The organism is Pseudomonas gorinensis, from assembly GCF_042015035.1.
GTDB lineage: Bacteria > Pseudomonadota > Gammaproteobacteria > Pseudomonadales > Pseudomonadaceae > Aquipseudomonas > Aquipseudomonas gorinensis.
Window position 1 is genome coordinate 4,494,091 of the sequence record NZ_CP167125.1, and the last position, 23,620, is coordinate 4,517,710.

Below are 23,620 nucleotides of genomic sequence, written 5' to 3' on the forward strand. Positions count from 1 at the left end.
TGCCAGGCAGTTGAAAAAATAAAATTCATAATTTTCAAACAGTTAACAAAATTGAACTCCCTTGAACCATGCAACTTGCAATAAATGACTGTTTCAGGCGGGCGTTATGCATTCCCTGTGGGAGGGGCTGGCCCTAATGCCAACGTACAGCCGCTTGTGTAGGAGCGAGGGGGACGCCTAGTTCTTGCTCGCGAAAAACTCACAGGCGCCGCGTTGATTCAGGAGGCACGCGTTATCGTTGACGTTTTTCGCGAGCAAGCTCGCTCCTACAAAAATGCCTTGACCGACTGGCGTTAGGGCCTTCCCCCCCGCCCTCACCGGCCGATGCCAGCCATGAAACTTGTGTCAGTTTTGCCAATATGAAGTTTTATTTAGGAAGCATTCAGCCATTTCTTGGCAAAATGCCCCCACTTCTAGTGTGAATCGCTCACCAGGTAATCCTATGACCCGCATTTTGACTATCGAGGATGACGCCGTAACGGCCCGCGAGATCGTCGCCGAGCTGAGTAGCCATGGACTGGACGTAGATTGGGTGGACAACGGCCGTGAAGGCCTGGTCCGCGCTGTGAGTGGTGATTACGATCTGATCACCCTCGACCGTATGCTGCCGGAACTCGATGGCCTGGCCATCGTCACCACCCTGCGCACCATCGGCGTGTCGACACCGATCCTGATGATCAGCGCGCTCTCCGATGTGGACGAACGCGTGCGCGGCCTGCGCGCCGGTGGCGACGACTACCTGACCAAACCCTTCGCCTCCGACGAAATGGCCGCCCGCGTCGAGGTGCTGCTGCGACGCAAAAGCACGGTCAAGGAATTTGAAACCGCGTTGCGCGTGGCCGACCTCGAACTCAACCTGATCAGCCGTGAAGCCAGCCGCGCCGAGCAACCCCTGAGCCTGCTGCCCACCGAATACAAACTGCTGGAATTCCTAATGCGCAACACCGGGCAGATCCTGTCGCGGATGATGATCTTCGAGGAAGTCTGGGGTTATCACTTCGACCCGGGCACCAACCTGATCGATGTCCACATCGGTCGCCTGCGCAAGAAAATCGATCCACCGGGCCTCACGCCGCTGATCCGCACGGTACGAGGTTCCGGTTATGTCATTGCTGAACCCCTCTAAGGGCTGGCGTTCTTCCAGCAGCCGCTTGCTGGCGCTGTACAGTTCGCTGTTCGTGGCCTGGAGTTGCATCCTCATGGGGGTGCTGTACTACGAGGTGTCGGGTTACCTGGGCGACCTGTCGCGCCATTCGCTGATGCAGCGCCAGCATCTGTTCCAACGCTTCGACGGCGAAGAACTGGTCGAAGCCCTGACCACCAGCATGACCTTCGACATGAAGGGCGTGGACGCCTATGGCCTGTTCGACGAGCAATTTCGCCCGTTGAGCGGACCGATCCGCGCGATCCCGCCAGACCTTCCGAGGGACGGCAAGATCCACGCCCTGGTTAATTGCGTCGACTCTGACGACCCGAAACTGCCCAAGGACAGCTGCGACGCCGTGGTGACCCATACCGACGACGGCCGCTGGCTGGTGCTGGTGCGCGCCAACGGTTCGCTGTTCGGCGTGACCCGGATCATCTGGCATGCGTTGTTGTGGGCGCTGTCCCTGACCATCATCCCCGGCGCGGCCGGCTGGCACCTGTTGCGCCGCCGCCCGTTACGGCGAATCCGCGGGATCCAGGCCAGCGCCGAAGCCATCGTCGCCGGCGACCTCACCCACCGTTTGCCGCTGTCGAATCGGCGTGACGAGCTCGATATGCTCGCCGCCATCGTCAACGCCATGCTCGACCGTATCGAGAAGCTGATGAACGAGGTCAAGGGCGTGTGCGACAACATCGCCCACGACCTGCGCACCCCGCTGACCCGCCTGCGGGCGCAGCTGTACCGTATCCGGCAGGAGGCAGAGAAAGACTCGGGCTACGCCGTGAAACTGGACGACGCGATTGCCGAGACCGATACCCTGATGGCGCGCTTTCGCGGGCTGTTGCGCATCTCGGAACTGGAAGACCACCAGCGCCGCTCCGGCTTCCTGGTGATGGACCCCCTGCCCCTGTTACGCGAACTGCATGACTTCTACCTGCCCTTGGCCGAGGAAGGCGAATTGCACCTCAGGCTGGATGTTCCGGAGTCCCTGCCGTGGATCACCGGCGACCGTGCCCTGTTGTTCGAGGCCCTGTCCAACTTGCTGAGCAATTCGATCAAGTTCTCCCCACCGGGTGGTGAAGTGATTTTGCGCGGGCTCAATGACGCCGGCAGCGCACGCATCGAAGTGCACGACTCCGGGCCAGGCATACCGGCAGCGGAGCGTGATGCGGTGTTCCAACGTTTCTATCGCGTGGACGAAGGCGACCAGCGAGGAGGCTTCGGGCTGGGCTTGTCGATTGTCGCGGCGATCATCAACTTGCATGGGTTCAAGTTGGAAGTCGGTACCAGCGAGCAAGGCGGTGCGCGCCTGGTCCTTGAATGCCGCCAGCAGCTGATGCCCGAAGCCTGAGAGCCTGTGGGAGATCCCCCTACCTGTGGCTGGCGAGCGGGCTTGTTGTGGCTAGCGTGCTTGTTGTGGCGAGCGGGCTTGCCCCGCGTTGGGGCGCGTAGCGGCCCTAAAACCAGTCTCCCGGTTCTACCAGAAGAAATGCGGTGGCCTTATTGGGGGCTGCTTCGCAGCCCAACGCGGGGCAAGCCCGCTCGCCACAGAGGGGGGCAGTTTGATGCGCCACAGCGCTCCCCTGATAGAGCGGATCAGCCCGGGAAATTCGCCCGCAACGCCTCGACCCCACCTGTGTAAACCCCGGCAAACAACGCTTCCACCGCGGCATCCGTGGTACCCGCCGCCGGGGTAAACACGCCCGACCAGGTCACCTTGGCCGACGACTCCGTCAGCGCCTCGACCTGCAGCGTCGACAGGTACGCACTCACCGGAAACGGTGACTGTTCAATCGTATAGCTGTAGGTGCGCGCCACGTTATCGAAAGTCTGCAAACGCTCGACCACCACGCCGCCGTCAGCGGTTTGCAGGTGACGTAGGCGGCCGCCTTCACCGAGCTCGCTCTTGGTGATCAGCGGCAGCCAGTCCGGCAGGCTGTTGAAGCCACCCACTAGCTGCCAGACCTGATCGGCCGATACCGGAATTTCAATTACTGCGGCTGCTTTTGGCACGGTAAATCTCCAGAAGTCATAGGAAAACATCGCCCAGACTGCCACGCCCTGCACGTCAATGCATCAATTCCCTCAACCGATACCACAGCATCCCCAGTGCCAGCAGCGGCGAACGCAATGCCTTGCCGCCGGGGAAGGTCATGTGGGGCACCTGGCTGAAAATATCCAGGCCTGGGCTTGTACCGGCGTGAATGCCTTCGGCCAGCAGTCGCGCGCACCAATGGGTGACGTTCAGCCCATGCCCGGAATACCCCTGGGCGTAGAACACGTTGGGGTACTGCTTCAAGCGCCCGACCTGCGGGAAGCGGTTGGCGGTAATGCCGATCTTGCCGCCCCATTGGAACTCGATGGCGGTGGTGGCCAACTGTGGGAACACCTTGAGCATTTTCGGCCGCATATAGGCCGCGATGTCCACCGGATCGCGTCCGGAGTAATGGCAAGCGCCACCGAACAACAGGCGACGATCTGCGGATAGCCGGTAGTAATCCAGGCCGACTTTCTGGTCGCACAGCGCCAGGTTCTGTGGGATCAGTTGACGGGCCAGCGCCGGCGACAACGGCTCAGTGGCGATGATGTAGCTGCCGGCGGGCAGCACCTTGCCACTCAAGCGCGGCTCCAGTTCTTCCAGATGTGCATTGCACGCCAGCACCAGGTTGGCAGCACGCACCGTACCGGCGGCGCAACGCACCTTAACCGTGTCGCCGTGGATCAGTTCCACCACCTCGGTGTGTTCAAAGATCTGCACGCCGAGGGACTCGGCGACCTTCGCCTCACCCAGCACCAGATTGAGTGGGTGCAAATGCCCGGACCCCATGTCCACCAGGCCACCGGCATAGACCGTCGAACCCACCACCTGTTGTATATCCAGAGGGCCCACCAGGCGGGTTTCATGGGCATACCCCAATGCCGCCAGGTGCTCCTGCTCGCCGTTGAACGCAGCAAACTGCGCCGGGGTATTGGCCAGTTCACAAAAGCCCCAGCGCAAGTCGCAGTCGATGCCGTGCTCGATAATGCGTTCACCCACCAACGCCACCGAATCGATCCCGGCACGCTCCAGGTAACGCACGCCCTCCTCGCCCACGTACTTGGCAAACCCCGCCACGTCATGGCCGATACCGCGAATCAACTGCCCGCCATTACGCCCGCTGGCGCCCCAACCGATGCGTCGGGCCTCCAGCAGGATCACCGAGAGCCCGCGCTGCGCCAGCTCGATGGCCGTGTTGACGCCGGTGAACCCGCCGCCGATCACACACACGTCGGCGGTCAAGTCGGCGCCCAGTGAAGGGCGCTCGACAACCGCGTTGGCCGTGGCTCGGTAATAGGAACGGGCGTGGTCACGGGACTGCGTCATTTATTGGTCTTCACTTTGCTCCACGCGCGGGTCATCAGGCGCATGGTCGCCGGGGTCGGCGTGGTGGAAATATAGAGTTTGTCGAGGACTTCCTGGGACGGATACACCTCAGGGTTGTTCACCAGTTCCGGGTCCATGAACGCCTTCGCCGCCGGGTTGGCGTTGGCATAGCCGACCGAGGCACTGACCTTGGCAATCACTTCGGGATCCAGCAGGTAGTTGATAAACGCGTGGGCTTCTTTCGGGTTGCTCGCATCGGCCGGAATCGCCAGCAGGTCAAACCACAGGTTGGAGCCTTCCTTGGGAATCGAGTAGGCAATGTTCACTCCGTTCTTGGCTTCCTTGGCGCGGTTGGCGGCCTGGAATACGTCGCCGGAATAACCAAAGGCTACGCAGATATCACCGTTGGCCAAGTCCGAGATGTACTTGGAAGAATGGAAGTAGGTGATGTAGGGGCGCAGCGTCAGCAACTTGGCCTCGGCTTCCTGGTAGTCCTTGGGATTCTCGCTGCGCGGGTCCTTGCCCATGTAATTGAGGATCGCCGGGAACAGCTCGTCCGCCGAATCAAGGAAGGCCACGCCGCACTGGTTGAGCTTCTTGAGGTTCTCCGGCTCGAACAGTACCGCCCACGAATCGATATGGTCGATGCCCAGCACCTGCTTGACCTTGTCGACGTTATAGCCGATGCCATTGGTGCCCCACAGGTACGGCACCGAGTGCGCGTTGCCGGGGTCGTTTTTCTCCAGCAGCTTGAGCAGCTTGGGGTCGAGGTTCTTGAAGTTGGGCAACTGCGCACGGTCCAGCTTGAGGAACGCGCCGGCCTTCACCTGGCGCGCGAGGAAGTGGTTGGACGGCACCACCACGTCATACCCGGTGCGCCCCGCCAGCAACTTGCCCTCCAGGGTTTCGTTGGAGTCGAACACGTCGTAGATCACCTTGATCCCCGTCTTGGCCTGGAAATCGGCCAGGGTGGTTTCGCCGATGTAGTCGGTCCAGTTGTAGACGCTGACGGTTGGCGCCGCCTGGCTGGCACTGCTGAACGCCGCCACCAGGGCCAGCGGGAGAAGCTTTTTCACGAGACGCATATCGACACCCCTTTATGATTATTTAGACGCTCAACAACAGGAACTCACGCTCCCAGGAACTGATCACCCGCTTGAAATTCTCATGTTCGGCGCGTTTGACCGCGACGTAGCCACGCACGAACTTGTCGCCCAGGTACTGCTTGACCGTCGCGCACTCCTCCATGCGCACCAGGGCGTCTTCGAGGGTGATGGGCAGGCGCAGGTTGCGCCGCTCGTAGGCGCGGCCCTCCACCGGGGCGCTGGGTTCGATCCGTTCGATCATGCCCAGGTAGCCACACAGCAGGCTGGCGGCGATCGCAAGGTAAGGGTTGGCATCCGCGCCGGGCAGGCGGTTTTCCACGCGCATGGCGTCGGGGTTCGAGGTGGGCACGCGCAGGCCGACCGTGCGGTTTTCTTCGCCCCACTCCACATTGACCGGCGCCGATGTGTCCGGCAAAAAGCGGCGGAACGAGTTCACGTTCGGCGCGAACATCGGCAACAGCTTGGGGATGTACTTCTGCAACCCGCCAATGTGATGCAGGAACAGTTGGCTCATCTTGCCGTCGGCGTCGACAAACACCGGCTTGCCCGTGGCGATCTCCACCACGCTCTGGTGCAGGTGCATGGCGCTGCCCGGCTCATCGGCCACGGGCTTGGCCATGAAGGTCGCGGCCACATTGTGCTTGAGCGCGGCCTCGCGCAGGGTGCGCTTGAACACGGTGATCTGGTCAGCAAGGTCCAACGCGTCGCCATGGCGGAAGTTGATTTCCATCTGCGCCGGGCCGTCTTCGTGGATCAGCGTATCGAGGTCCAGGCCCTGGGCTTCGCACCAGTCATAGACGTCCTCGAACAGCGGGTCGAACTCGTTGGCCGCGTCGATGGAAAACGACTGCCGACCGGTCTCGGCACGGCCGGAACGACCCACCGGGGTTTTCAGCGGCAGGTCCGGGTCTTCGCAGCGCTGAGTCAGGTAGAACTCCATTTCCGGCGCGACAATCGGCTGCCAGCCTTGCTCGGTATAGAGCTGCAGGACCTTCTTGAGCACATTGCGCGGCGACAGTTCGATGGGGTTACCCTGTTTGTCGAAGGTGTCGTGGATCACGATGGCGGTGGGTTCAATCGCCCACGGCACCACATAGGTGGCATTGGCCACCGGGCGGCAGACCATGTCGATGTCGGCCGGGTCGAGCAGGTCGTAGTAGATATCGTCGTCGACAAAGTCCCCGGTTACCGTTTGCAGCAACACACTTTCCGGCAGGCGCATGCCTCGCTCATGCAGGAACTTGTTGGTGGGTGCGATCTTGCCGCGTGCAATGCCAGTCAAATCACTGATCACGCATTCGACCTCGGTAATCTTGTGTTCTTTCAGCCAGGCGGACAGCTGATCGAAGGGGGCGTTCATAAGGACCTCGTCATGGGTGGAGTGCTGCGCCGGCTTGTACTCCTGGCGCATTGAGGTCTATCTTGGGCCAGCCGTCGAACGGCATCTATCCACTTTGCACGAACCACAACGCACCAATAGAGTGCGTACGGATCACCCCATGACACAGGCAACCGCCTTGCGCGTACAGGCCTTCACCACCGGTGATGTGGCCGCTCAATGCCGTGCGACACCCGGCTGGGTACAGCAGTACCAGCAGATGTCCCCGGGGCATTTCGCCGGCCGTATCCGCTACCTCGACCTGCAAGGCGTCGAGGTCTACGAAGAGTGCATGAACACCCGTGTGGAGCAGCATTTCAATGCGCCGCCGGGGTCCCTGGCGTTCTGTTTCGATGGCAGCGACAACGCGCTGTACCTGCTGAATGGTGAAAGCCGCAACACGTGGATCACCCCGGAGAACTACCGTGAAGTGGCGGTGGTGTTCGGCCCGCAGTTCGTGCAGCGCCATGGGCTGGATGTGGCGAAACTCGAAGGGCTGTTCATGGCGCCGCTGCTCTGCCAACAGAATGCGTTGTTCAGTCGCTGGCTCAGTGGAACCCTGACGCGCTTGTCCAGCACGATCGACCCGGTCAGCCGCGACACCCTCACCCAACAGTTGCTCGACGATTGCCTGTTCATTCTCGATAACGCATGCGTGTGCCTGGACCGCAGTTCATTGCAGCGGCGCAGCCAAGAACGCCAGTTGATGGCACGCATTGGCGAATGGGCGGCGGATGCACCCGATGAAAGCGTCAACCTGCTGGAACTGGCGCGTATCGCCGGCGTGCCGCTTCGCCAGTTGCAGCAGGGCTTCAAGACCTACACCGGGATGAGCCCGGCGCAGTGGTTGCGCTTGCGGCGCTTGAACGGCGCGCGGCGGGAGTTGTTGAGCGGTAGCGGAACGACCGTGGCCGAAGTGGCGATGAACTGGTCGTTCTGGCATTTGGGGCGGTTCTCTAACAGCTATAGAGCGCTGTTCAAGGAACTGCCGAGCGAGACCCTCAAGCGCTCACTTTGAAATGCATTCGACAATGTGGGAGGTCTCACTAAATCCCCGACTTAGCACTGTCGCACAGCAAACTAGAGCCTTGTGGCGAGCGGGCTTGCCCCGCGTTGGGCTGCGCAGCAGCCCCAAAACCAGTCTCTGCGGAATATCTGGTACACCGCATTCGTCCTTCATTGGGGCCGCTTCGCAGCCCAACGCGGGGCAAGCCCTAATGCCGTTCAGTTAAGCGGACATCGCCTTCTGTAGGAGCGAGCTTGCTCGCGAAAAACGTCAACGATAACGCGTGTTTCCTGAATGAACGCGGCGTCTGTGAGTTCTTCGCGAGCAAGCTCGCTCCTACAAAAAAACCTTAACTGAACGGCATTAGGGCAAGCCCGCTCGCCACAACAAGCCCGCTCGCCACAGGGGGGTCAGTTTGCTGCGCGATAGCGCTGTCGTGAGGCCTCCCACATTGGGTTCGCTATCAGGCTTGGGAGTTGAGGAAGGCTGCCATCAACTGGTTCACCCGCTCCGCCGCCTCCAACTGCACCATATGCCCCTGCCCCGGCAATATCTCCACCTGGGCCTCCAGCCCCTGGGCATGGCTGGCCGGGATGATTGCATCGTCATCGCCCCAGATCACCAGGCTCGGCTGCTGCCCCACCACGTTGCGCAGATCCAGGCGCTGCCGCCCGCCATCGAACAGCTGGGCATTGAGTTGGCGTAATGCCTGGTCCACGCCTTCGAGGCGCTTGAACTTGAGCATGTCCTCCAGCATCTGCCGCGTGACCAGTGCCGGGTCGCTGAACAGTTGCACCAACTGCGGCTTGAGCGCGTTGCGGTTGTTGGCCTCGGTAAACCCTTGCAGGTAGTCCCCGTTGATCGCTTCACCCAGCCCGGCGCTGGCAATCAGGGTCAGCGAGGCGACCCGCGCCGGCGCTTGCCGCGCCACTGTCAGGCTGACCAAACCACCCATGGAGTGCCCGGCCAGGTGCACACGGTCGAGTTCAAGGTGATCGAGCAACGCCAGCAGCGCCTGGCCCAGCTCGTCGGCGTCGCCGTTTTGCAGGGCCTTGCCCGACTCGCCGTGCCCCGGCAGGTCCAGGGCGATCACCCGCCGCTCGGCGGCCAGGGCCGCGTGATTGAACAACCAGTTGTTCAAGTCGCCGCCAAAGCCATGCACCAGCACCAGCGGCGTGCCGCCCTCGCCGAGGTCGAGGTAGCGCAGCAGGCGCCCGCCCACCTCGACTTTCTGCGCGCGGGGCCCCGAGGCTTCCGCCTCGGCCGCACTGGACACGAACCCGGCCTGGAAGCCTTCGATCACCGCGTCAATCTCGGCTTCCGTGGCCTCGCCCTCCACCACGATCCCGAGCAACGCCCCCACCGGCAAGGTCTCGTCGCTCAGCGCCAGCACCCGGCGCAGCACACCGCTGAACGGCGCCTCGACACTGCTGGAAATCTTGTCGGTCTCCACATCCAGCACTTCCTCCCCCTTCTCCACCGAGTCGCCGGGTTGTTTCAGCCACACATCAATGCGGCCCTCGGTCATCGACAACCCCCACTTGGGCATGGTCAAGGTATGGATCATGCGGCAGTCCTCTTGTCGGCGATCTTCAGCACAGCCGCCTCGATCTTCGCGGCATTGGGGATGTACAGGTCTTCCAGCGCATCGGAGAACGGCACCGGTGTGTGTGGCGCGGTGACCATTTCGATGGGCGCGCGCAGGAACGAAAACCCGCGCTGTGCGACCAAGGCGCTGATATCGGTGGCGATGGAGCAACGTGGGTTGGATTCGTCGATCACCACCAGGCGCCCGGTTTTCTCCACGCTTTCGAGGATGCTGTCTTCGTCCAGCGGGCTGGTGGTGCGCAGGTCCAAGACTTCGCAGTCGATACCCTGGCGCGCCAGGTTGGCCGCGGCTTCCAGGGCGATATGCACCATGCGCCCGTAGGTCACCAGGGTGACGTCATTGCCTTCGCGTACAAAGTTGGCTTCGCCAAAAGGTACGGTGTACAGCTCTTCCGGCACTTCGCCCTGCAGGCTGTAGAGCATTTTGTGCTCGAGGAAGATCACCGGGTCGTTGTCGCGGATCGCCTGGATCAGCATGCCCTTGGCATCATACGGCGTGGCCGGGCACACCACCTTGAGGCCGGGGATGTGCGTCCACATCGAGGTGAGCATCTGCGAATGCTGGGCCGCGGCGCGCAGGCCGGCGCCGTACATGGCGCGTACCACCAGCGGCGTGGTGGTCTTGCCACCGAACATATAGCGAAACTTGGCGGCCTGGTTGAGCAACTGGTCGAGGCAGCAGCCGATAAAGTCGACGAACATCAATTCGCACACCGGGCGCATGCCGCGGGTCGCCGCGCCGACCGCCATGCCGACGTAGCCGACTTCGGACAATGGCGCATCGAGTACGCGGTCGGGAAACTGCGGGTACAGGCCCTTGGTCACGCCGAGCACGCCCCCCCAGGCATCCTGCTCGCCGGGGGAACCGGTGCCGCCGGAGACGTCCTGGCCGATGATGAACACACTCTGGTCCCGGCGCATTTCCTGGGCCAGGGCTTCGTTGATAGCTTGCTGATAACTGATTTTGCGAGCCATGACGGTCTCTCCACGAATTGTTTTTGTAGTGGGTGGCGATTAGCGGTAAGCCACGTAGACATCGCTGAGCAGGTCGGCGGCCTGGGGCTTGGGATCGGACTTGGCCAGGCGCACGGCGTCTTCGATCAGTTGTGCGACCTCTGCGTCGATGCGCTCGAATTGCGCCGCATCGAGCCAGCCTTCGGCGTTGCAGCGTTGACGAAACAGCGCCAGGCAATCGTGGGATTCGCGCAGGTTCTTGACTTCATCCGGGCCGCGATAGGTTTGCGCATCGCCTTCGAAGTGGCCGTAGAAACGGCTCAGCTTGACCTCCACCAGGGTCGGCCCCTGGCCATTGCGTGCGCGCTCCACGGCCACGCCAAGGGCTGCGTGCACGGCGAAGAAATCATTGCCATCGACAATCACCCCCGGCATGCCAAAGCCCACGGCGCGCTCGGCAATGTCCTTGCATGCCACCGACCAGCCTGAACCGGTGGCTTCGGCATAGCCGTTGTTTTCCGCGACGAACAGGCACGGCAGCTTCATGATCGAGGCCAGGTTCATGGCTTCGAACACCGCCCCCTCGTTGGAGCCACCGTCACCGAAAAACGCCACGGCCACACCCTGGCTGCCCTTGAGCTTGGAGGCCAGCGCCGCACCGGCCGCCAACGGCGCACCGGCACCGACAATGCCGTTGGCGCCGAGCATGCCTTTCTCCTGGTCGGCGATGTGCATGGAGCCGCCCTTGCCGCCGCACACGCCGGTTTTCTTGCCGTAGATCTCGGCCATCATGCCGAACACATCCACGCCCTTGGCGATGCAATGGCCGTGGCCACGGTGGTTGGAGGCGATGCAATCTTCATCGTTGAGGTGCGCCATCACTCCCGCTGCGCTGGCTTCCTGGCCGGCATACAGGTGCACGAAACCGGGGATCTCGCCGGTGGCGAATTCCACATGCAGGCGTTCTTCGAAATCACGGATGGTGCGCATCACGGTGTAGGCATGCAGCAATTGATCGGTGGACAGGTGAGTGGACATCTTGTTGTTCTCCAGGTTGTCTCGACACACAAAAGGCTGGCAGCGGCCAGCTGCAACCTGCTCAGCACAGCCTGTGCCAAGGCGCGAAAAAACCGCGCAAAGCCTTGATCCAGAGCAGTGCCCCGCGGTTGTGCGGCGACACCCCCGAGCCGCAAAATGAGACGGGCCATTGCAACCTGCCCGCGGTGTCTCAGCCCGAATGAGACGCTGCGTCTCACGCCGGGCAGTTGGTCAGGCCGCCCTTGTCCCTCTGCGCACATGCGCGCTTAATGGCGGGCATAACAACAAAGATCGAGAACCGGAGGCCTTATGCTCGCCGCGAACTCCAAGGACCATGTCGACTGCGTCAGTCGCGTGGTGCGCAATGCCGATCGCCTGCCCCAGGCGCCAGTGCCGTCACTCATTTTCGATTCGTGGCGGCGCTCCATGGAACAACACCACCTCGACCCTGGCTCACTGCAAGGCCCGCGCATCCTCAGCGAACCACGGCTCAAGGAATGCCGCGAGCGCGCCGAGCTGTTCATGCGCATCGCCAGCGAGGCCGTCGGTCAGCTGCACCACCGTGTGCGCCAGGCCGACTACTGTGTGATGCTCACCGACGCCCAGGGCCAGACCATCGACCACCGCGTGGACACGGCCATTCGCACCGATTGCCGCAAGGCCGGCCTGTACCTGGGCACCTGCTGGTCGGAAGCCGAGGAAGGTACGTGTGGCGTGGCCACCGTCCTCACCAGCAAGGCGGCGGTCACGGTGCACAAGCGCGATCACTTCCGTGCAGCCTTTATCAGCCTGACTTGCTCCGCCGCGCCGATCTTCGACCCCCAGGGCAACCTGCTGGGGGTGATGGACGCCTCGGCGCTCAAGTCCCCGGATGACCGGCGCAGCCAGCACCTGGTGCGGCAGATGGTGGCGCAGAGCGCCCAGGCCATCGAGAACGCCTTCTTCATGCACAGCGCCCGCCAGCACTGGGTGCTCCAGGCCCACAGCACGCCAGGGTATGTCGACAGCCAGCCCGACCTGTTGCTGGCCTGGGACCAGGACGGCCGCCTGCATGCCCTCAACAGCAAAGCGCGCCAGGCCCTGCGGCTGCGCTTTGGCCAAGTGCCGGAGCATATCGGCGAGGTTTTCGACCTGGACGCCTTGCACGCCGTCACCGATCAATCGACCCAGCAGTTGAACTGGCTCGGCGAACCTGGCGCGTTACATGTGCGGGTCAACCCACCCCGACGCAAACCGGCGCGGGTGGTTGCAAACACCCAGGTCGACCCGCGCGTGGAAGAACACCTGCGCCTGGCTGTGCGCGTGAAGGACCGTAACCTGCCGGTGCTGGTGCAAGGTGAAACCGGTGCGGGCAAGGAGGTTTTCGCCCGCCAGTTGCATGAGCGCAGTGCGCGCCGCGAGGGACCGTTCGTGGCAGTGAACTGCGCGGCGATCCCGGAAAACCTGATCGAAAGCGAGCTGTTCGGCTACGTGGCCGGTGCCTTTACCGGCGCCTCCAGCAAAGGCATGCCGGGGTTACTGGTGCAGGCCGATGGCGGCACGCTGTTCCTCGATGAAATTGGCGACATGCCGCTGGCCCTGCAGACCCGCTTGCTGCGGGTCATGGCCGAAGGTGAAGTGGCCCCGCTGGGCGCCGCGAAAACCCGCGCAGTGGATATCCAAGTGATCTGCGCCAGCCACCGTGACCTGGCCGCGCTGGTGAGCGAGGGGCGGTTTCGCGAGGACCTGTACTTTCGCCTGGGTTGTGCGCGCTTCTGCCTGCCGCCCCTGCGCGAACGCAGTGACAAGCTGGCCTTGATCAACCGGCTGGTGACCCAGGAAGCCCGCGGCGGTGGCATCTCGGTGGGCATCGCCCCGGCCGCGCTGGAGTTGCTGCTGGGCTATGCCTGGCCGGGCAATGTGCGGCAACTGCGCCATGTACTGGCGTATGCCTGTGCGGTGTGCGAGGGCGGTACGATCCAGCTGGCGGATTTACCCGTGGAAGTGCGCGGCGAGCGGGCCGAGGCCGATGTGCAAGCCCCTGTCAGCCCGGAGCGCCAGGTGGTGCTGGATGCGTTGATTCGGCATCGCTGGAAGCCATTACCGACGGCGCAGGCATTGGGGATTTCCAGAGCGACACTCTACCGACGCGTCAACCAGTTGGGCATCGACATGCCGGGCAAACACTGAACCTGTGGGAGGGGCTTGCCCCCCTCCCACACCGGACCGATGCAGCCCCCGAGGTATCAGCGGTAGACCAGGCCACCATCGATCAACGGGGACTGCCCGGTCATGTAATCCACATCCGGCCCCGCCAGGTAAGCCACCAGCCCCGCTACATCCTCTGGGGTTTCCGCACGGCCCAGGGCGATGCCGTCCACGTACTTCTTGTAGGTGGCCCCCACCTCGGCACCAGTGATCTCGGCCATGCGCTTGTCGATCTCGACCCACATGTCCGTGCCCACCACACCGGGGCAATATGCGTTGACCGTAATCCCGACGCTGGCCAGTTCCTTGGCTGCCGCCTGGGTCAAGGCGCGCACGGCAAACTTGGTCGCCGAGTACACACCAAGCAGGGCGAAACCTTCATGCCCGGCAATCGAGCAGGCGTTGATGATCTTGCCCTTCTGCTTGAGCGCCTTGAATTTATTGCCGGCCGCCTGGATGCCCCACAACACCCCCTGCACGTTGATGCCCAGGGTGCGTTCGACCTGTTCCGGGGTCACGTCCAACAGCGAATCGATCTGCGCCACCCCGGCGTTGTTGACGATGATGTCGAAGCCACCCAGGGTCTGGTGCGCGTGCTCCACGGCCGCCACCACCTGCTCGCGCTTGGACACATCAGCGATGAACACCGAAGCCTTGCGCCCCAGGGCCACCACTTCGGCGGCTACCGCTTCAAGCTTGGCGCCATTGATGTCGACCAGGGCGATATCCGCACCATCCCGTGCCAGGCGCAAGGCGATGGCTCGGCCAATGCCTTGCCCGGCGCCGGTCACCAGCGCAACTTTTCCAGCGATGACTTTTCCAGCAGTACTCATGACGAACTCCTGCAATGATCAGAGAAGCCTCGTCTATCGCAGGTCCGCGCCGCAGCTGTCGAGCCGCGAGTGGATCGACGTGCGGGCTGAGACGCGATGTCTCAGCCCGCGCCTGGCCTGAACGCTTGTAAAACCGCGCCGTTATGCCTAGCTTATGCGCCCCTCGCCCCGCGCTTCTAAGGCCCTGCCCCATGGTTTTGCGTTTTCGCCCCGTCGTCACTTCCCGCTTCGCCCTCGGCTTGCTGCTCAGCGGCGGTATTGGCAACAGCCTGGCGGCGGAGATCGAACTGCCGGCGGTGAACGTCCAGGGCCAGGACGAGTCCGGTTATCGCAGTGAAACTGCCGCCGTCGGCGGCTTCAGTGAAGCACCGCTGCTGGACACCCCCGCCTCGATCACGGTGATCAACGCCGCGCTGATCAAGGACCAGCAAGCCCGCCTGCTCAGTGAAGTGCTGCGCAACGATGCCTCGGTGGGCGACAGCTATGCGCCGATCGGCTATTACGAAAACTTCGTGGTGCGCGGCTTCTCGCTGAATGCCGCGAGCAGCTACAAGATCAATGGGCGCACCATCACCGGCGAACAGAACGTCGCCCTGGAAAACAAGCAGCAAGTGGAAGTGCTCAAGGGCCTGGCCGGTTTGCAGAGCGGGATTTCCGAGCCCAGCGGCGTGATCAACTACGTGACCAAGCGCCCGGAAGACGTACGCTCGGTGACGGTCTCCACCGACGATCGCGGCAGCGGCTATCTCGCCACCGATGTCGGCGGCTGGTTTGGCAGCGAGCAGCAATTGGGCCTGCGCGCCAACGTCGCCCATGAAGACCTCAACTCCTACGTGGAGCATGCCGACGGCCAGCGGGATTTTGTGTCCCTGGCCTTCGACTGGAACATCAGCCCCGACGCGGTGCTGCAACTGGATGCGGAGTACCAGAACAAGCAACAACGCTCGGTGCCGGGCTATCAATTGCTCGGCGGTACGCAAGTGCCCCACGACGCCTCGCCGAAAAAACTGCTGGGCCATCAAACCGGTTCCAAGCAGGTCGGCATCGATTCGTTGAACCTCAACGGCACGTTCGAGTACCGCTTCAGCGACCAGTGGAAAGGCAGTGTCAGCGCGGCGCGCAGCAAAGTGGTGATTGATGACTACAGTTCGTTTGCGTGGGGCGGTGCCACGACCGGCCTCGGTAACTATTTCACCCCCGAAGGCAACTACGACGTCTACGACTACCGCAGCCCCGACGACACCCGCCGTGACGATGAAGTCCAGGCGGCGATGACCGGCATGTTCGACACCGCAGGCATCGGCCATGAACTGACCTTCGGCACCAGCGCATTTCGCCGGGTGATCGACAAGCGTAAGTTCGTCAACGAGTACATCGGCACGACCAATATCGACGAGGATGCGCCGAGCTTCACGCCCACCGACAAACCGTTGAACGCCCGCCATCGCAACCTCGACAGCCGCCAGTACGGCGTGTTCGTCACCGACCGCCTCCGCTTCAATGAGCACTGGCAAACCATCCTCGGCGGTCGCGAAGTGCGCCTGGATGAAAAAGCCTTCGACGACAATGGCGACCCGGCGCGCCATACCCAGCAATACGTGTTCCTGCCGCAAGCGTCGCTGATCTACAAACCGGTGGAAGACATTTCGCTGTACACCACCTACAGCAAGGGCTTGTCCCTGGGCGGCACGGCGCCGTGGTTTGCGACCAACCCGGGCGAAACCCTGGCGCCGACCGTGTCGCGGCAGATCGAAGCCGGGGTGAAATACGACTGGCGCCGCATCAGCTTCGCCGCCGCCGTCTTCCAGACGCGCCAGGCCTACCAGTACGCCAAGCCGGATGACGCCGGGGCCTTCACCTATGTGCAACAGGGCGAGCAGAAGAACACTGGCGTGGAATTGTCGGCCAACGGCTGGGCGACCGAGCGCTTGCAGATCGCAACCAGCGTGGCGGCGATTCGTGCACGGGTCAGCGGCAGCGGCACAGCGGCCTACGAAGACCACCAGGCGATCAACGTGCCCAAGCTGCGCGCCAGTGTGTACGCCGATTATGCGTTGCCATGGGTCAATGGCCTGGCGCTGCTCGGCGGCGTGCAATACAGCGCCAAGAAGTACGCCAATCGCACCGGCAATGTCGAAGTCGGGGATTACGCGGTGGTCAACGTCGGCAGCCGCTACAGCACCCGCGTCGACGGGTATGAAACCGTGTTTCGCCTGAGCGTCGACAACCTGTTCGACAAGCGCTACTGGCGCGACGCAGGCGAGTACATGGGCGATGACTACCTGTTCCAGGGCGCGCCGCTGACGGCGCGCCTGAGTGCTACGGTGAACTTCTGATCGCTTATTTGGGCATCTTGCGAAAGCCGACGGCCAGGCGGTTCCAGCTATTGATCGTGGAGATCGCCACGCTCAGGTCGACCTGTTCCTGAGCGCTGAACTCGGCGGCCAGCGCGTTGTAGTCTTCGTCAGGGGCATGGGTCTGGCTGAGCAGGGTCAGGCTTTCGGCCCAGGCCAGGGCGGCGCGTTCACGCGGGGTGAAGAACGGCGTTTCACGCCAGGCCGACAAGGTGTACAAGCGCCGTTCGGTTTCACCGCCCTTGCGCGCATCGGCGGTGTGCATGTCCAGGCAGAATGCGCAGCCGTTGATCTGGGAAACACGCAGGCGCACCAGCTCCAGCAGCGGCAGCTCGATGGACAGTTTGCCGACGGCAGCTTCCAGGGCGCGCATGGCTTTCATGGCGTCCGGGGAGGCGGTGTAGAAATCGGTACGGGTTTGCATGATGGAACTCCAGGGCGGTGAGGATTGGTGGCTAGGTTAGTCACCGCCGTGGTCGGGAAAAATATCCAATTGCGCAGAAGATCAGGTGACCAATTGTGGGAGCAGGCCGCCCTTATCAAACATAAACAAGTTATTGAATATCAAGGATTAAGATTTCTTCCTGAGTGACCACATTTTTGTGGCAGCGGGCTTGCCCCGCGTTGGGCCGCGAAGCGGCCCCTGACAAAGACACCTGCGCGGTGTCAGGTACGCCTCAGTGGCTGGTTGGGGGGCCGCTTCGCGGCCCAACGCGGGGCAAGCCCGCTCGCCACAACAGCCCTCCCACACACGCCCCCAAAAAGCACTACCCCGGCAACGACATCACGCGCAGCGGCCGCACCGATTTGTAGGAAAAGCTCGAGTAAATCTCCTTCACGCAGGGCAGCGTCTGTAACACTTCCCGCGCGAACTCGCCGAATGACTCCAGGTCTTTGGCCACCACCTCCAACAGGAAGTCATAACGCCCCGACACGTTATGACACGCCACGATTTCCGGTATCGCCAACAGCCGCTGCTCGAAGGCGCGGGCGATTTCCTGGGTGTGGCTCTCCATCATGATGCTGACAAACGCCGTTACGCCATAGCCCAGGGCCTTGGGCGACAGGATCGCCTGGTAGCCGCTGATCACCCCGCTCTCTTCCAGGTGTCGGACCCGGCGCCAGCACGGCGAAGTGGTGAGCGCGACGCGGTCGGCCAGTTCGGCCACGGTCAGGCGGGCATTGCCTTGCAACGCGTTTAAAAGGGCTTTGTCGGTGCGGTCCAGACTGACGGGCATAACGTGCCTCTGATCATTATTTTTATGGATGTTTCATCCCATAACCCGGGATTTATCAGCAAACTTTGCAAAGTTCGGCTGTGGTTATGAGCATAGCATTGTAGGAAATAAGGAGCGCCAGACATGAACAATAAACATCCTGCCTTCGGCTTTTCCACCCGTGCCATCCACCACGGTTACGACCCCCAGGACCACCATGGCGCGCTGGTGCCGCCGATCTACCTGTCTGCAACCTTTGCCTTTCCCACCGCGGAATACGGCGCGGCCTGTTTTGCCGGGGAAGAAAGCGGCCACTTCTACACCCGCATTTCCAACCCGACCCTGGCCTTGCTGGAGTCGCGCATGGCCACCCTGGAAAACGGCGAAGCCGCGATAGCGTTCAGCTCTGGCATGGGCGCGATTGCCGCGACCTTCTGGACCCTGCTGCGCCCCGGCGACGAGGTGATCGTCAGCCAGACCGTGTACGGTTGCACCTACGCCCTGCTGCACCATGGCATCAGCGAGTTCGGTATCAAGGTGCGCCATGTCGACCTCACCGACCTGGCCGCGCTGCAAGCCGCACTGTCCCCCGCCACCCGCATGATCTACTGCGAAACCCCCGCCAACCCCACCTTGCAACTGGTGGACATCGCCGCCATCGCCGCGCTGGCCCATCAGCAGCCCAACATCACCGTGGTGGTCGACAACACCTACTGCACGCCTTACCTGCAACGCCCCCTGGACCTCGGTGCCGACGTGGTGGTGCATTCGGCCACCAAGTACCTCAGCGGGCATGGCGATATCACTGCTGGCATTGCGGTGAGCAACCAGGCCCTGGCGCATCGTATTCGCCTGCAAGGGCTCAAGGACCTGACCGGCGCGGTCATGTCACCCCAGGATGCAGCGCTGCTGATGCGCGGCCTCAAGACCCTGGCGCTGCGCATGGATCGCCATTGCAGCAACGCCCAGGCCGTGGCCGAGGCCTTGCAGGCGCACCCGGCCGTGGCATGGGTGACTTACCCTGGGTTGCGCTCTTTCCCGCAGTACGAATTGGCGGCCCGGCAAATGCGCCAGTCCGGCGGGATGATTGCCTTCGAACTCAAGGGCGGTATCGACACCGGCCGGCGCTTCATGAACGCGCTTCAGTTGTTCACCCGCGCCGTCAGCCTGGGTGACGCCGAATCCCTGGCCCAGCACCCGGCGAGCATGACCCACTCCACCTACACCCCGGAAGAACGCGCACAGCACGGCATCAGTGAGGGCCTGGTGCGTTTATCGGTAGGCCTGGAGGACGTCGCCGACCTGCTGGCGGACGTTCGGCAGGCCCTGGCCCAGTGCATGCGTATCGCGCCCCGTCACACCCGGACAGCTGAACCGGCGCTGAAATAACGCCAACGCCTGGGGTTAAGCGTTCCCACAACGGTGGCCGGCCCAGTCCGACCGCCGTTGAGGCAATTGCATCGCGTTTTCGCGGATTGGATCCCCATGCCGAGCCGGGCCTGTACTAGCATAGGTTTTCCGGCGGGCGGGATTTTCACTGTGGGTTATTCGCATTGGCCAGCACCTTGCCCCCCCGTCGCGATAAGGCCGAATACCCGCACTTTTCATGGATGAGTTGATGAACGCACACCTGTTCCCCCATATCGGCAAGGTCATCGCCAGCACCGGCAGCCGCCATTTCCCGCGCATGCTGCATGACCTGATCCTCACCCAACTGGCCGTGGACGCCACCCATATCACGCAACTGCAGGTCAGCCCCGAAGGCCATACCCGGCGCAAGATCAGCCCGGTGTACACCGACTCGGTGACCGCCGGCAGCGCCGAACCACCCGCCGCCCAACTGCACCTCACGCGGCGCAAGGACGATATGCGCTACGTACTGTCGGTGTACCGCTCGCCCCCGTCAGCGTGTTTTTCCGCTCAGGAACGCAGCCTGCTGCAAGACTTCTCCACCTTGCTGCTGCCCATGGTGGAAAAACACATCAACGCCATCCAGCCTTGCCGCACTGTCAGCGACCCGGTCGTAGCGCAAAACCACGGCCTCGACACCCTGCGCCGACGCATCGAAGAACGCCTGGTGCAATCGGGGCTGAACCTGTCCAAGCGCGAGCTGGAAGTGTGCGTCGGCCTGCTGGCCGGGCGCACCGCGCCGGAGCTGGCGGAACAACTGGCGTTGAAGGTCAACACCATCGAGAGCTACCTCAAGCGCGCGTCGGTCAAGCTGGGTATCAGCGGGCGGCATTCGTTGTTGCGGTGGATGTATGCGACGCAGGAAGGGGCGGCCGTGAGTTGAGGGGGCCGCCTCTCAAGCCTTCACCTTCAAATGCCGCGCATACCAGGGCCGCTTCGGCACGCGCTTGAACAACCCCTTCAACATCTCGTCCTCGGCACCGAAGGTAATGCGCAACGCCAGCTTCATGGTCTCCGGGTCCATCTCCATCGACCGCCCCATCTGCAGCCCCGGCGTGGTGCTGCAGCCATGGGTGTCCGGCCCCAGCCAGGGGTCGCCGACCTCGACCCAACGCCCCGCTGCGAACCATGCCACGCCGTTGACTTCAAGCCGGCTGACCTCACCGGGATGGAAGCGTTCATGGGCGCGAAACCAGTCTTCGACGCGGTCGTCGATCCAGCCATGGAAGTGCCAGAACACCGGGTTCACATGGGAGGAAAACGGATCGCCAAGGAAGTCGTTTTCCGCCGCATACCAGCGTGCAGCAAAGTCCGCGGGGTCACGGGCGAACGGTACCGGGGCGCCGTTGGAGGGGTCGCGAGGCACGGAGGCCCAGCGCATGTGCAGCCAGTCGTGCAGCCCCAGTTCCATCTCGGAGCCGAGTTGGCCCAGGGTCAGTTTGGCCAGGTAGCGTGGGTCGCGGTACTGGGATTCCCACACCTGGAAGTTGCTGTGGTAGGTCTCGGCGGCCTTGATATCGCTGACCCATTGGGTGTAGTCGCCGTCGTCCGGTGCCAGCCAGGTGGGGGGCAAGGCAAAGCCGTCGTGGTTGTCGAAGTAACGCACGAAGCCCAGGCGATCGCGCTCCAGGGGCGGTTGCGGTTCGGGGAATTGCGCCCATGAGGGCAGGTGTTGCATCGAGCGCGCGGTACCGAGCATGTGGCGGTGCATGAAGAAGAAGTCGATGCCCGAGCCGTTGCGGTCCTTGAGTGTGCCGCGGGCGTCGCGTTCCTTGCCGCGCGGGCCGGGTTGCCAGCCGATGCCGCGCAGCGCGTCGCGTTTTTCTTCGGAGAGTTTGTGCCATTGGTCACGGGTGGCGTGCCACAGCTGGTGGAACAGCCGGTGCTCCGGTGAAACCAGCCAGGCCAGCAGGGCCGGGTTGAGGCCGATGCGTTCGCGGGCTTCGGGAAACACCTGTTTGTGCGCGACGAAGCGGTTGTCGCGTTCAACCAGCGCGAGGGGCCGGTCCAGGTCGAGGATGTGCCCGCTGAGGGTGCTGCTGCCGGCATTGGCGAAGTTGGCCCAGACTTCGTCCAGGGTCATCTTGAATTCATAGGCCGGTGTGCCGTCGGCGGTGTCGCGGTCGATCAGGCGCCAATAGAGCACGGCGCCCTCGCCCGTGAGCAAATCACCGAGGACGCGATAGCGCGGTTCAGCGTCGGCACGCAGGTTTGCAGCCGTGTCGAGATAGCCGCGCAGGCCACGGCCGCGTGGGGCGATATCCAGCAGCAATTCCAGCCCCTGCAACGGCAGGCCCTTGAGGCCAGCATCGCGGCCTTCCAGGCGCAGGCTCCACACGCCGCGCAGCGTGTTCGCCAGATGTTGGCCGGCAGTGTCGGCCAGGTCTACGGTGGCTTCGCCGGGCGTGATGGGAAATTCTTCGCGCGTCAACTCGCGATGGGCATAAAAGGCCGCCGGCACGGCTGCGCCGGTCAGCGCCAGGCCTGCGATGAACCCACGTCGAGAGATGGTCATTGTCTACCTTAGGAAACGCCTTTATCAGAGCTAGAACGTTTGCTCATGGGGGAAATTTAGCTTGCCGCCCGCGACGCCTAAATTTGCGCGCTCATGGCTCGTTCTTCCCAGATAGCAAAGGCCTCAACTGACTGAGACGGCAATGACAAAACCACGTTCGAAAAAGGCGCTGTATATCGGCTTGCCGCTGGCATTGGCCATCGGTGCCGGCGCCGGCTTCCTGGCCTGGGATCACTGGTTCAGGGGCAATGCCGGTTACCCGTTGGCGGTGATCAAGCAGGCCAACGACCTGCAGGATCGCTTGCTGTCGTTCGACAGCCATATCACCGTGCCGCTGGATTTCGGCACGGCCGGCAACGAAGCCGACAAAGATGGCGGCGGCCAGTTCGACCTGGCCAAGGCGGCGCGGGGTCGGTTGTCCGGCGCGGCGCTGACGATTTTCGGCTGGCCGGAAATCTGGAACGGCGCCAATGCACCGCACAAACCCACCGAAGGGTTTGTCGAAGAGGCCCGCCACGAGCAGGAAGTGCGCTACAAGATCATCTCCGGCATGGTGCGCGACTTCCCCAATCAGGTCGGCATCGCCTACACCCCGGACGACTTCCGGCGCCTGCATGGCGAGGGCAAGTTCGCGATCTTTATCAGCATGCTCAATGCCTACCCGCTGGGTAATGACCTGAACCAGCTGGACTTATGGGCTGCGCGCGGCATGCGCATGTTTGGCTTCAGCTATATCGGCAATAACGCCTGGTCCGATTCGTCGCGGCCGCTGCCGTTTTTCAATGACTCCACCGATGCCCTCGAAGGCCTGTCGGACATCGGCAAGCAAGCGGTACAGCGCCTCAACGATTTGGGGGTGATCATCGATGTGTCGCAGATGTCGACCCTGGCCCTGGAGCAAGTGGCACAACTGAGCCGCACGCCAATGGTCGCCTCGCACTCGGCGCCACGGGCGTCAGTGGACATCCCGCGCAACCTCAGCGACAAGGAACTGCAACTGATCAAGAACAGCGGCGGCGTGGTGCAGGTGGTGGGCTTCCCCGCCTATTTGCGCCCGCTGAGCCAGCCAACCCAGGACAAGCTCAACGCCCTGCGCGCTCGTTTCGACCTGCCACCATTGCCCAACCTCGCCATGGCCCTGATGCCAGGTGACGCGATCATTGCGGCATGGCCCGAGCAGAAGTTCGGCCAGTACGCCCAGGGCCTGTACGGCATCCTGGAGGAAGAACCCAAGGCCACGCTCAAGGATTGGGGCGACGCCATTGACTACACCGTGCGCAAGATCGGTATCGATCACGTCGGCATCGCCTCGGACTTCAACGACGGCGGCGGCCTGCAGGGCTGGGAGAACGTCGGCGATGTGCGCAACGTCACCGCCGAACTGATCCAGCGCGGCTACTCCGAAGCCGATATCGCCAAGCTGTGGGGAGGCAACTTCCTGCGGGTGTGGGACCAGGTCCAAAAAGCCGCCAAACCTTTGGCCAACCGCTAACCACCGGTGAA

The 23,620-nt window shown here is 62.8% G+C and carries 19 protein-coding genes; 8 read left to right on the top strand and 11 right to left on the bottom strand.

Annotated features, from left to right (window positions below):
• Nucleotides 1-442 precede the first annotated feature (442 nt).
• Both AB7933_RS20380 and AB7933_RS20385 read left to right on the top strand, forming a co-directional pair.
• Complete coding sequence (locus AB7933_RS20380; RefSeq protein ID WP_003219726.1) at nt 443-1,126, top strand: response regulator transcription factor; 684 nt, start codon at nt 443-445, stop codon at nt 1,124-1,126.
• Nucleotides 1,104-2,498 carry a sensor histidine kinase gene (locus AB7933_RS20385; protein ID WP_024076030.1) on the top strand — a complete coding sequence of 465 codons (1,395 nt, stop codon included), beginning with the start codon at nt 1,104-1,106 and terminating at the stop codon, nt 2,496-2,498. The genes AB7933_RS20380 and AB7933_RS20385 overlap by 23 nt, the downstream gene beginning before the upstream one ends.
• A 245-nt stretch (nt 2,499-2,743) precedes the next feature.
• Here AB7933_RS20385 and AB7933_RS20390 read toward each other — a convergent pair whose 3' ends face one another.
• Genes AB7933_RS20390 through AB7933_RS20405 form a run of 4 tightly spaced genes read right to left on the bottom strand, consistent with a single transcriptional unit; the run spans nt 2,744 to nt 6,977 of the window.
• A complete protein-coding gene (locus AB7933_RS20390) occupies nt 2,744-3,190 on the bottom strand; it encodes an SRPBCC family protein (RefSeq protein ID WP_051448929.1) in 447 nt (148 codons plus the stop codon).
• Between the two features lie 25 nt (nt 3,191-3,215).
• The gene (locus tag AB7933_RS20395) at nt 3,216-4,511 is read right to left on the bottom strand and encodes an NAD(P)/FAD-dependent oxidoreductase (protein WP_024076032.1); all 1,296 of its coding nucleotides are present in this window, start codon (nt 4,509-4,511) and stop codon (nt 3,216-3,218) included.
• On the bottom strand, nt 4,508-5,596 hold the full coding sequence (locus tag AB7933_RS20400) for a polyamine ABC transporter substrate-binding protein (RefSeq protein WP_024076033.1): 1,089 nt from the start codon (nt 5,594-5,596) through the stop codon (nt 4,508-4,510). The genes AB7933_RS20395 and AB7933_RS20400 overlap by 4 nt, the downstream gene beginning before the upstream one ends.
• Before the next feature lie 22 nt (nt 5,597-5,618).
• The gene (locus AB7933_RS20405; RefSeq protein ID WP_041161242.1) at nt 5,619-6,977 is read right to left on the bottom strand and encodes a glutamine synthetase family protein; all 1,359 of its coding nucleotides are present in this window, start codon (nt 6,975-6,977) and stop codon (nt 5,619-5,621) included.
• 139 nt (nt 6,978-7,116) lie between these two features.
• On the opposite strand from AB7933_RS20405, the gene AB7933_RS20410 reads away from it, so the two are divergent.
• A complete protein-coding gene (locus AB7933_RS20410) occupies nt 7,117-8,013 on the top strand; it encodes a helix-turn-helix domain-containing protein (RefSeq protein ID WP_024076035.1) in 897 nt (298 codons plus the stop codon).
• 451 nt (nt 8,014-8,464) lie between these two features.
• On the opposite strand, the gene AB7933_RS20415 is transcribed toward AB7933_RS20410, so the two are convergent.
• From AB7933_RS20415 to AB7933_RS20425, 3 genes are read right to left on the bottom strand one after another with little or no spacing between them, the layout of a single operon-like run.
• Entirely contained in the window at nt 8,465-9,568 is a 1,104-nt protein-coding gene (locus AB7933_RS20415) for an acetoin dehydrogenase dihydrolipoyllysine-residue acetyltransferase subunit (protein WP_024076036.1), read from the bottom strand.
• On the bottom strand, nt 9,565-10,584 hold the full coding sequence (locus tag AB7933_RS20420; protein ID WP_024076037.1) for an alpha-ketoacid dehydrogenase subunit beta: 1,020 nt from the start codon (nt 10,582-10,584) through the stop codon (nt 9,565-9,567). The genes AB7933_RS20415 and AB7933_RS20420 overlap by 4 nt, the downstream gene beginning before the upstream one ends.
• Nucleotides 10,585-10,623: 39 nt before the next feature.
• Nucleotides 10,624-11,601 carry a thiamine pyrophosphate-dependent dehydrogenase E1 component subunit alpha gene (locus AB7933_RS20425; RefSeq protein ID WP_024076038.1) on the bottom strand — a complete coding sequence of 326 codons (978 nt, stop codon included), beginning with the start codon at nt 11,599-11,601 and terminating at the stop codon, nt 10,624-10,626.
• Between the two features lie 309 nt (nt 11,602-11,910).
• Between AB7933_RS20425 and AB7933_RS20430 the strand changes: the two genes are divergently transcribed.
• Nucleotides 11,911-13,770 carry a sigma-54-dependent Fis family transcriptional regulator gene (locus AB7933_RS20430; RefSeq protein WP_024076039.1) on the top strand — a complete coding sequence of 620 codons (1,860 nt, stop codon included), beginning with the start codon at nt 11,911-11,913 and terminating at the stop codon, nt 13,768-13,770.
• A 56-nt stretch (nt 13,771-13,826) separates the two neighbouring features.
• Here AB7933_RS20430 and AB7933_RS20435 read toward each other — a convergent pair whose 3' ends face one another.
• Nucleotides 13,827-14,621: an acetoin reductase gene (locus AB7933_RS20435; protein ID WP_305452099.1), complete on the bottom strand. Its 795-nt coding sequence runs from the start codon at nt 14,619-14,621 to the stop codon at nt 13,827-13,829.
• Nucleotides 14,622-14,812: 191 nt separating this feature from the next.
• Between AB7933_RS20435 and AB7933_RS20440 the strand changes: the two genes are divergently transcribed.
• Nucleotides 14,813-16,957, top strand: coding sequence for a TonB-dependent siderophore receptor (locus tag AB7933_RS20440; RefSeq protein ID WP_024076041.1), 2,145 nt, complete (start codon nt 14,813-14,815; stop codon nt 16,955-16,957).
• Between the two features lie 4 nt (nt 16,958-16,961).
• On the opposite strand, the gene AB7933_RS20445 is transcribed toward AB7933_RS20440, so the two are convergent.
• Both AB7933_RS20445 and AB7933_RS20450 read right to left on the bottom strand, forming a co-directional pair.
• Nucleotides 16,962-17,399 (bottom strand): carboxymuconolactone decarboxylase family protein, encoded by a 438-nt coding sequence (locus AB7933_RS20445; protein ID WP_024076042.1) that lies wholly within the window; start codon nt 17,397-17,399, stop codon nt 16,962-16,964.
• A gap of 343 nt (nt 17,400-17,742) precedes the next feature.
• Nucleotides 17,743-18,213: an Lrp/AsnC family transcriptional regulator gene (locus AB7933_RS20450; protein WP_024076043.1), complete on the bottom strand. Its 471-nt coding sequence runs from the start codon at nt 18,211-18,213 to the stop codon at nt 17,743-17,745.
• 123 nt (nt 18,214-18,336) lie between these two features.
• On the opposite strand from AB7933_RS20450, the gene AB7933_RS20455 reads away from it, so the two are divergent.
• Nucleotides 18,337-19,581 (top strand): methionine gamma-lyase, encoded by a 1,245-nt coding sequence (locus AB7933_RS20455; protein ID WP_024076044.1) that lies wholly within the window; start codon nt 18,337-18,339, stop codon nt 19,579-19,581.
• A gap of 229 nt (nt 19,582-19,810) precedes the next feature.
• Nucleotides 19,811-20,485, top strand: coding sequence for a helix-turn-helix transcriptional regulator (locus tag AB7933_RS20460; protein ID WP_024076045.1), 675 nt, complete (start codon nt 19,811-19,813; stop codon nt 20,483-20,485).
• 12 nt (nt 20,486-20,497) lie between these two features.
• Here AB7933_RS20460 and AB7933_RS20465 read toward each other — a convergent pair whose 3' ends face one another.
• The gene (locus AB7933_RS20465; RefSeq protein WP_024076046.1) at nt 20,498-22,117 is read right to left on the bottom strand and encodes a hypothetical protein; all 1,620 of its coding nucleotides are present in this window, start codon (nt 22,115-22,117) and stop codon (nt 20,498-20,500) included.
• Nucleotides 22,118-22,259: 142 nt separating this feature from the next.
• On the opposite strand from AB7933_RS20465, the gene pvdM reads away from it, so the two are divergent.
• Complete coding sequence (pvdM, locus tag AB7933_RS20470; RefSeq protein ID WP_024076047.1) at nt 22,260-23,609, top strand: pyoverdine-tailoring dipeptidase-like protein PvdM; 1,350 nt, start codon at nt 22,260-22,262, stop codon at nt 23,607-23,609.
• Nucleotides 23,610-23,620: the final 11 nt, after the last annotated feature.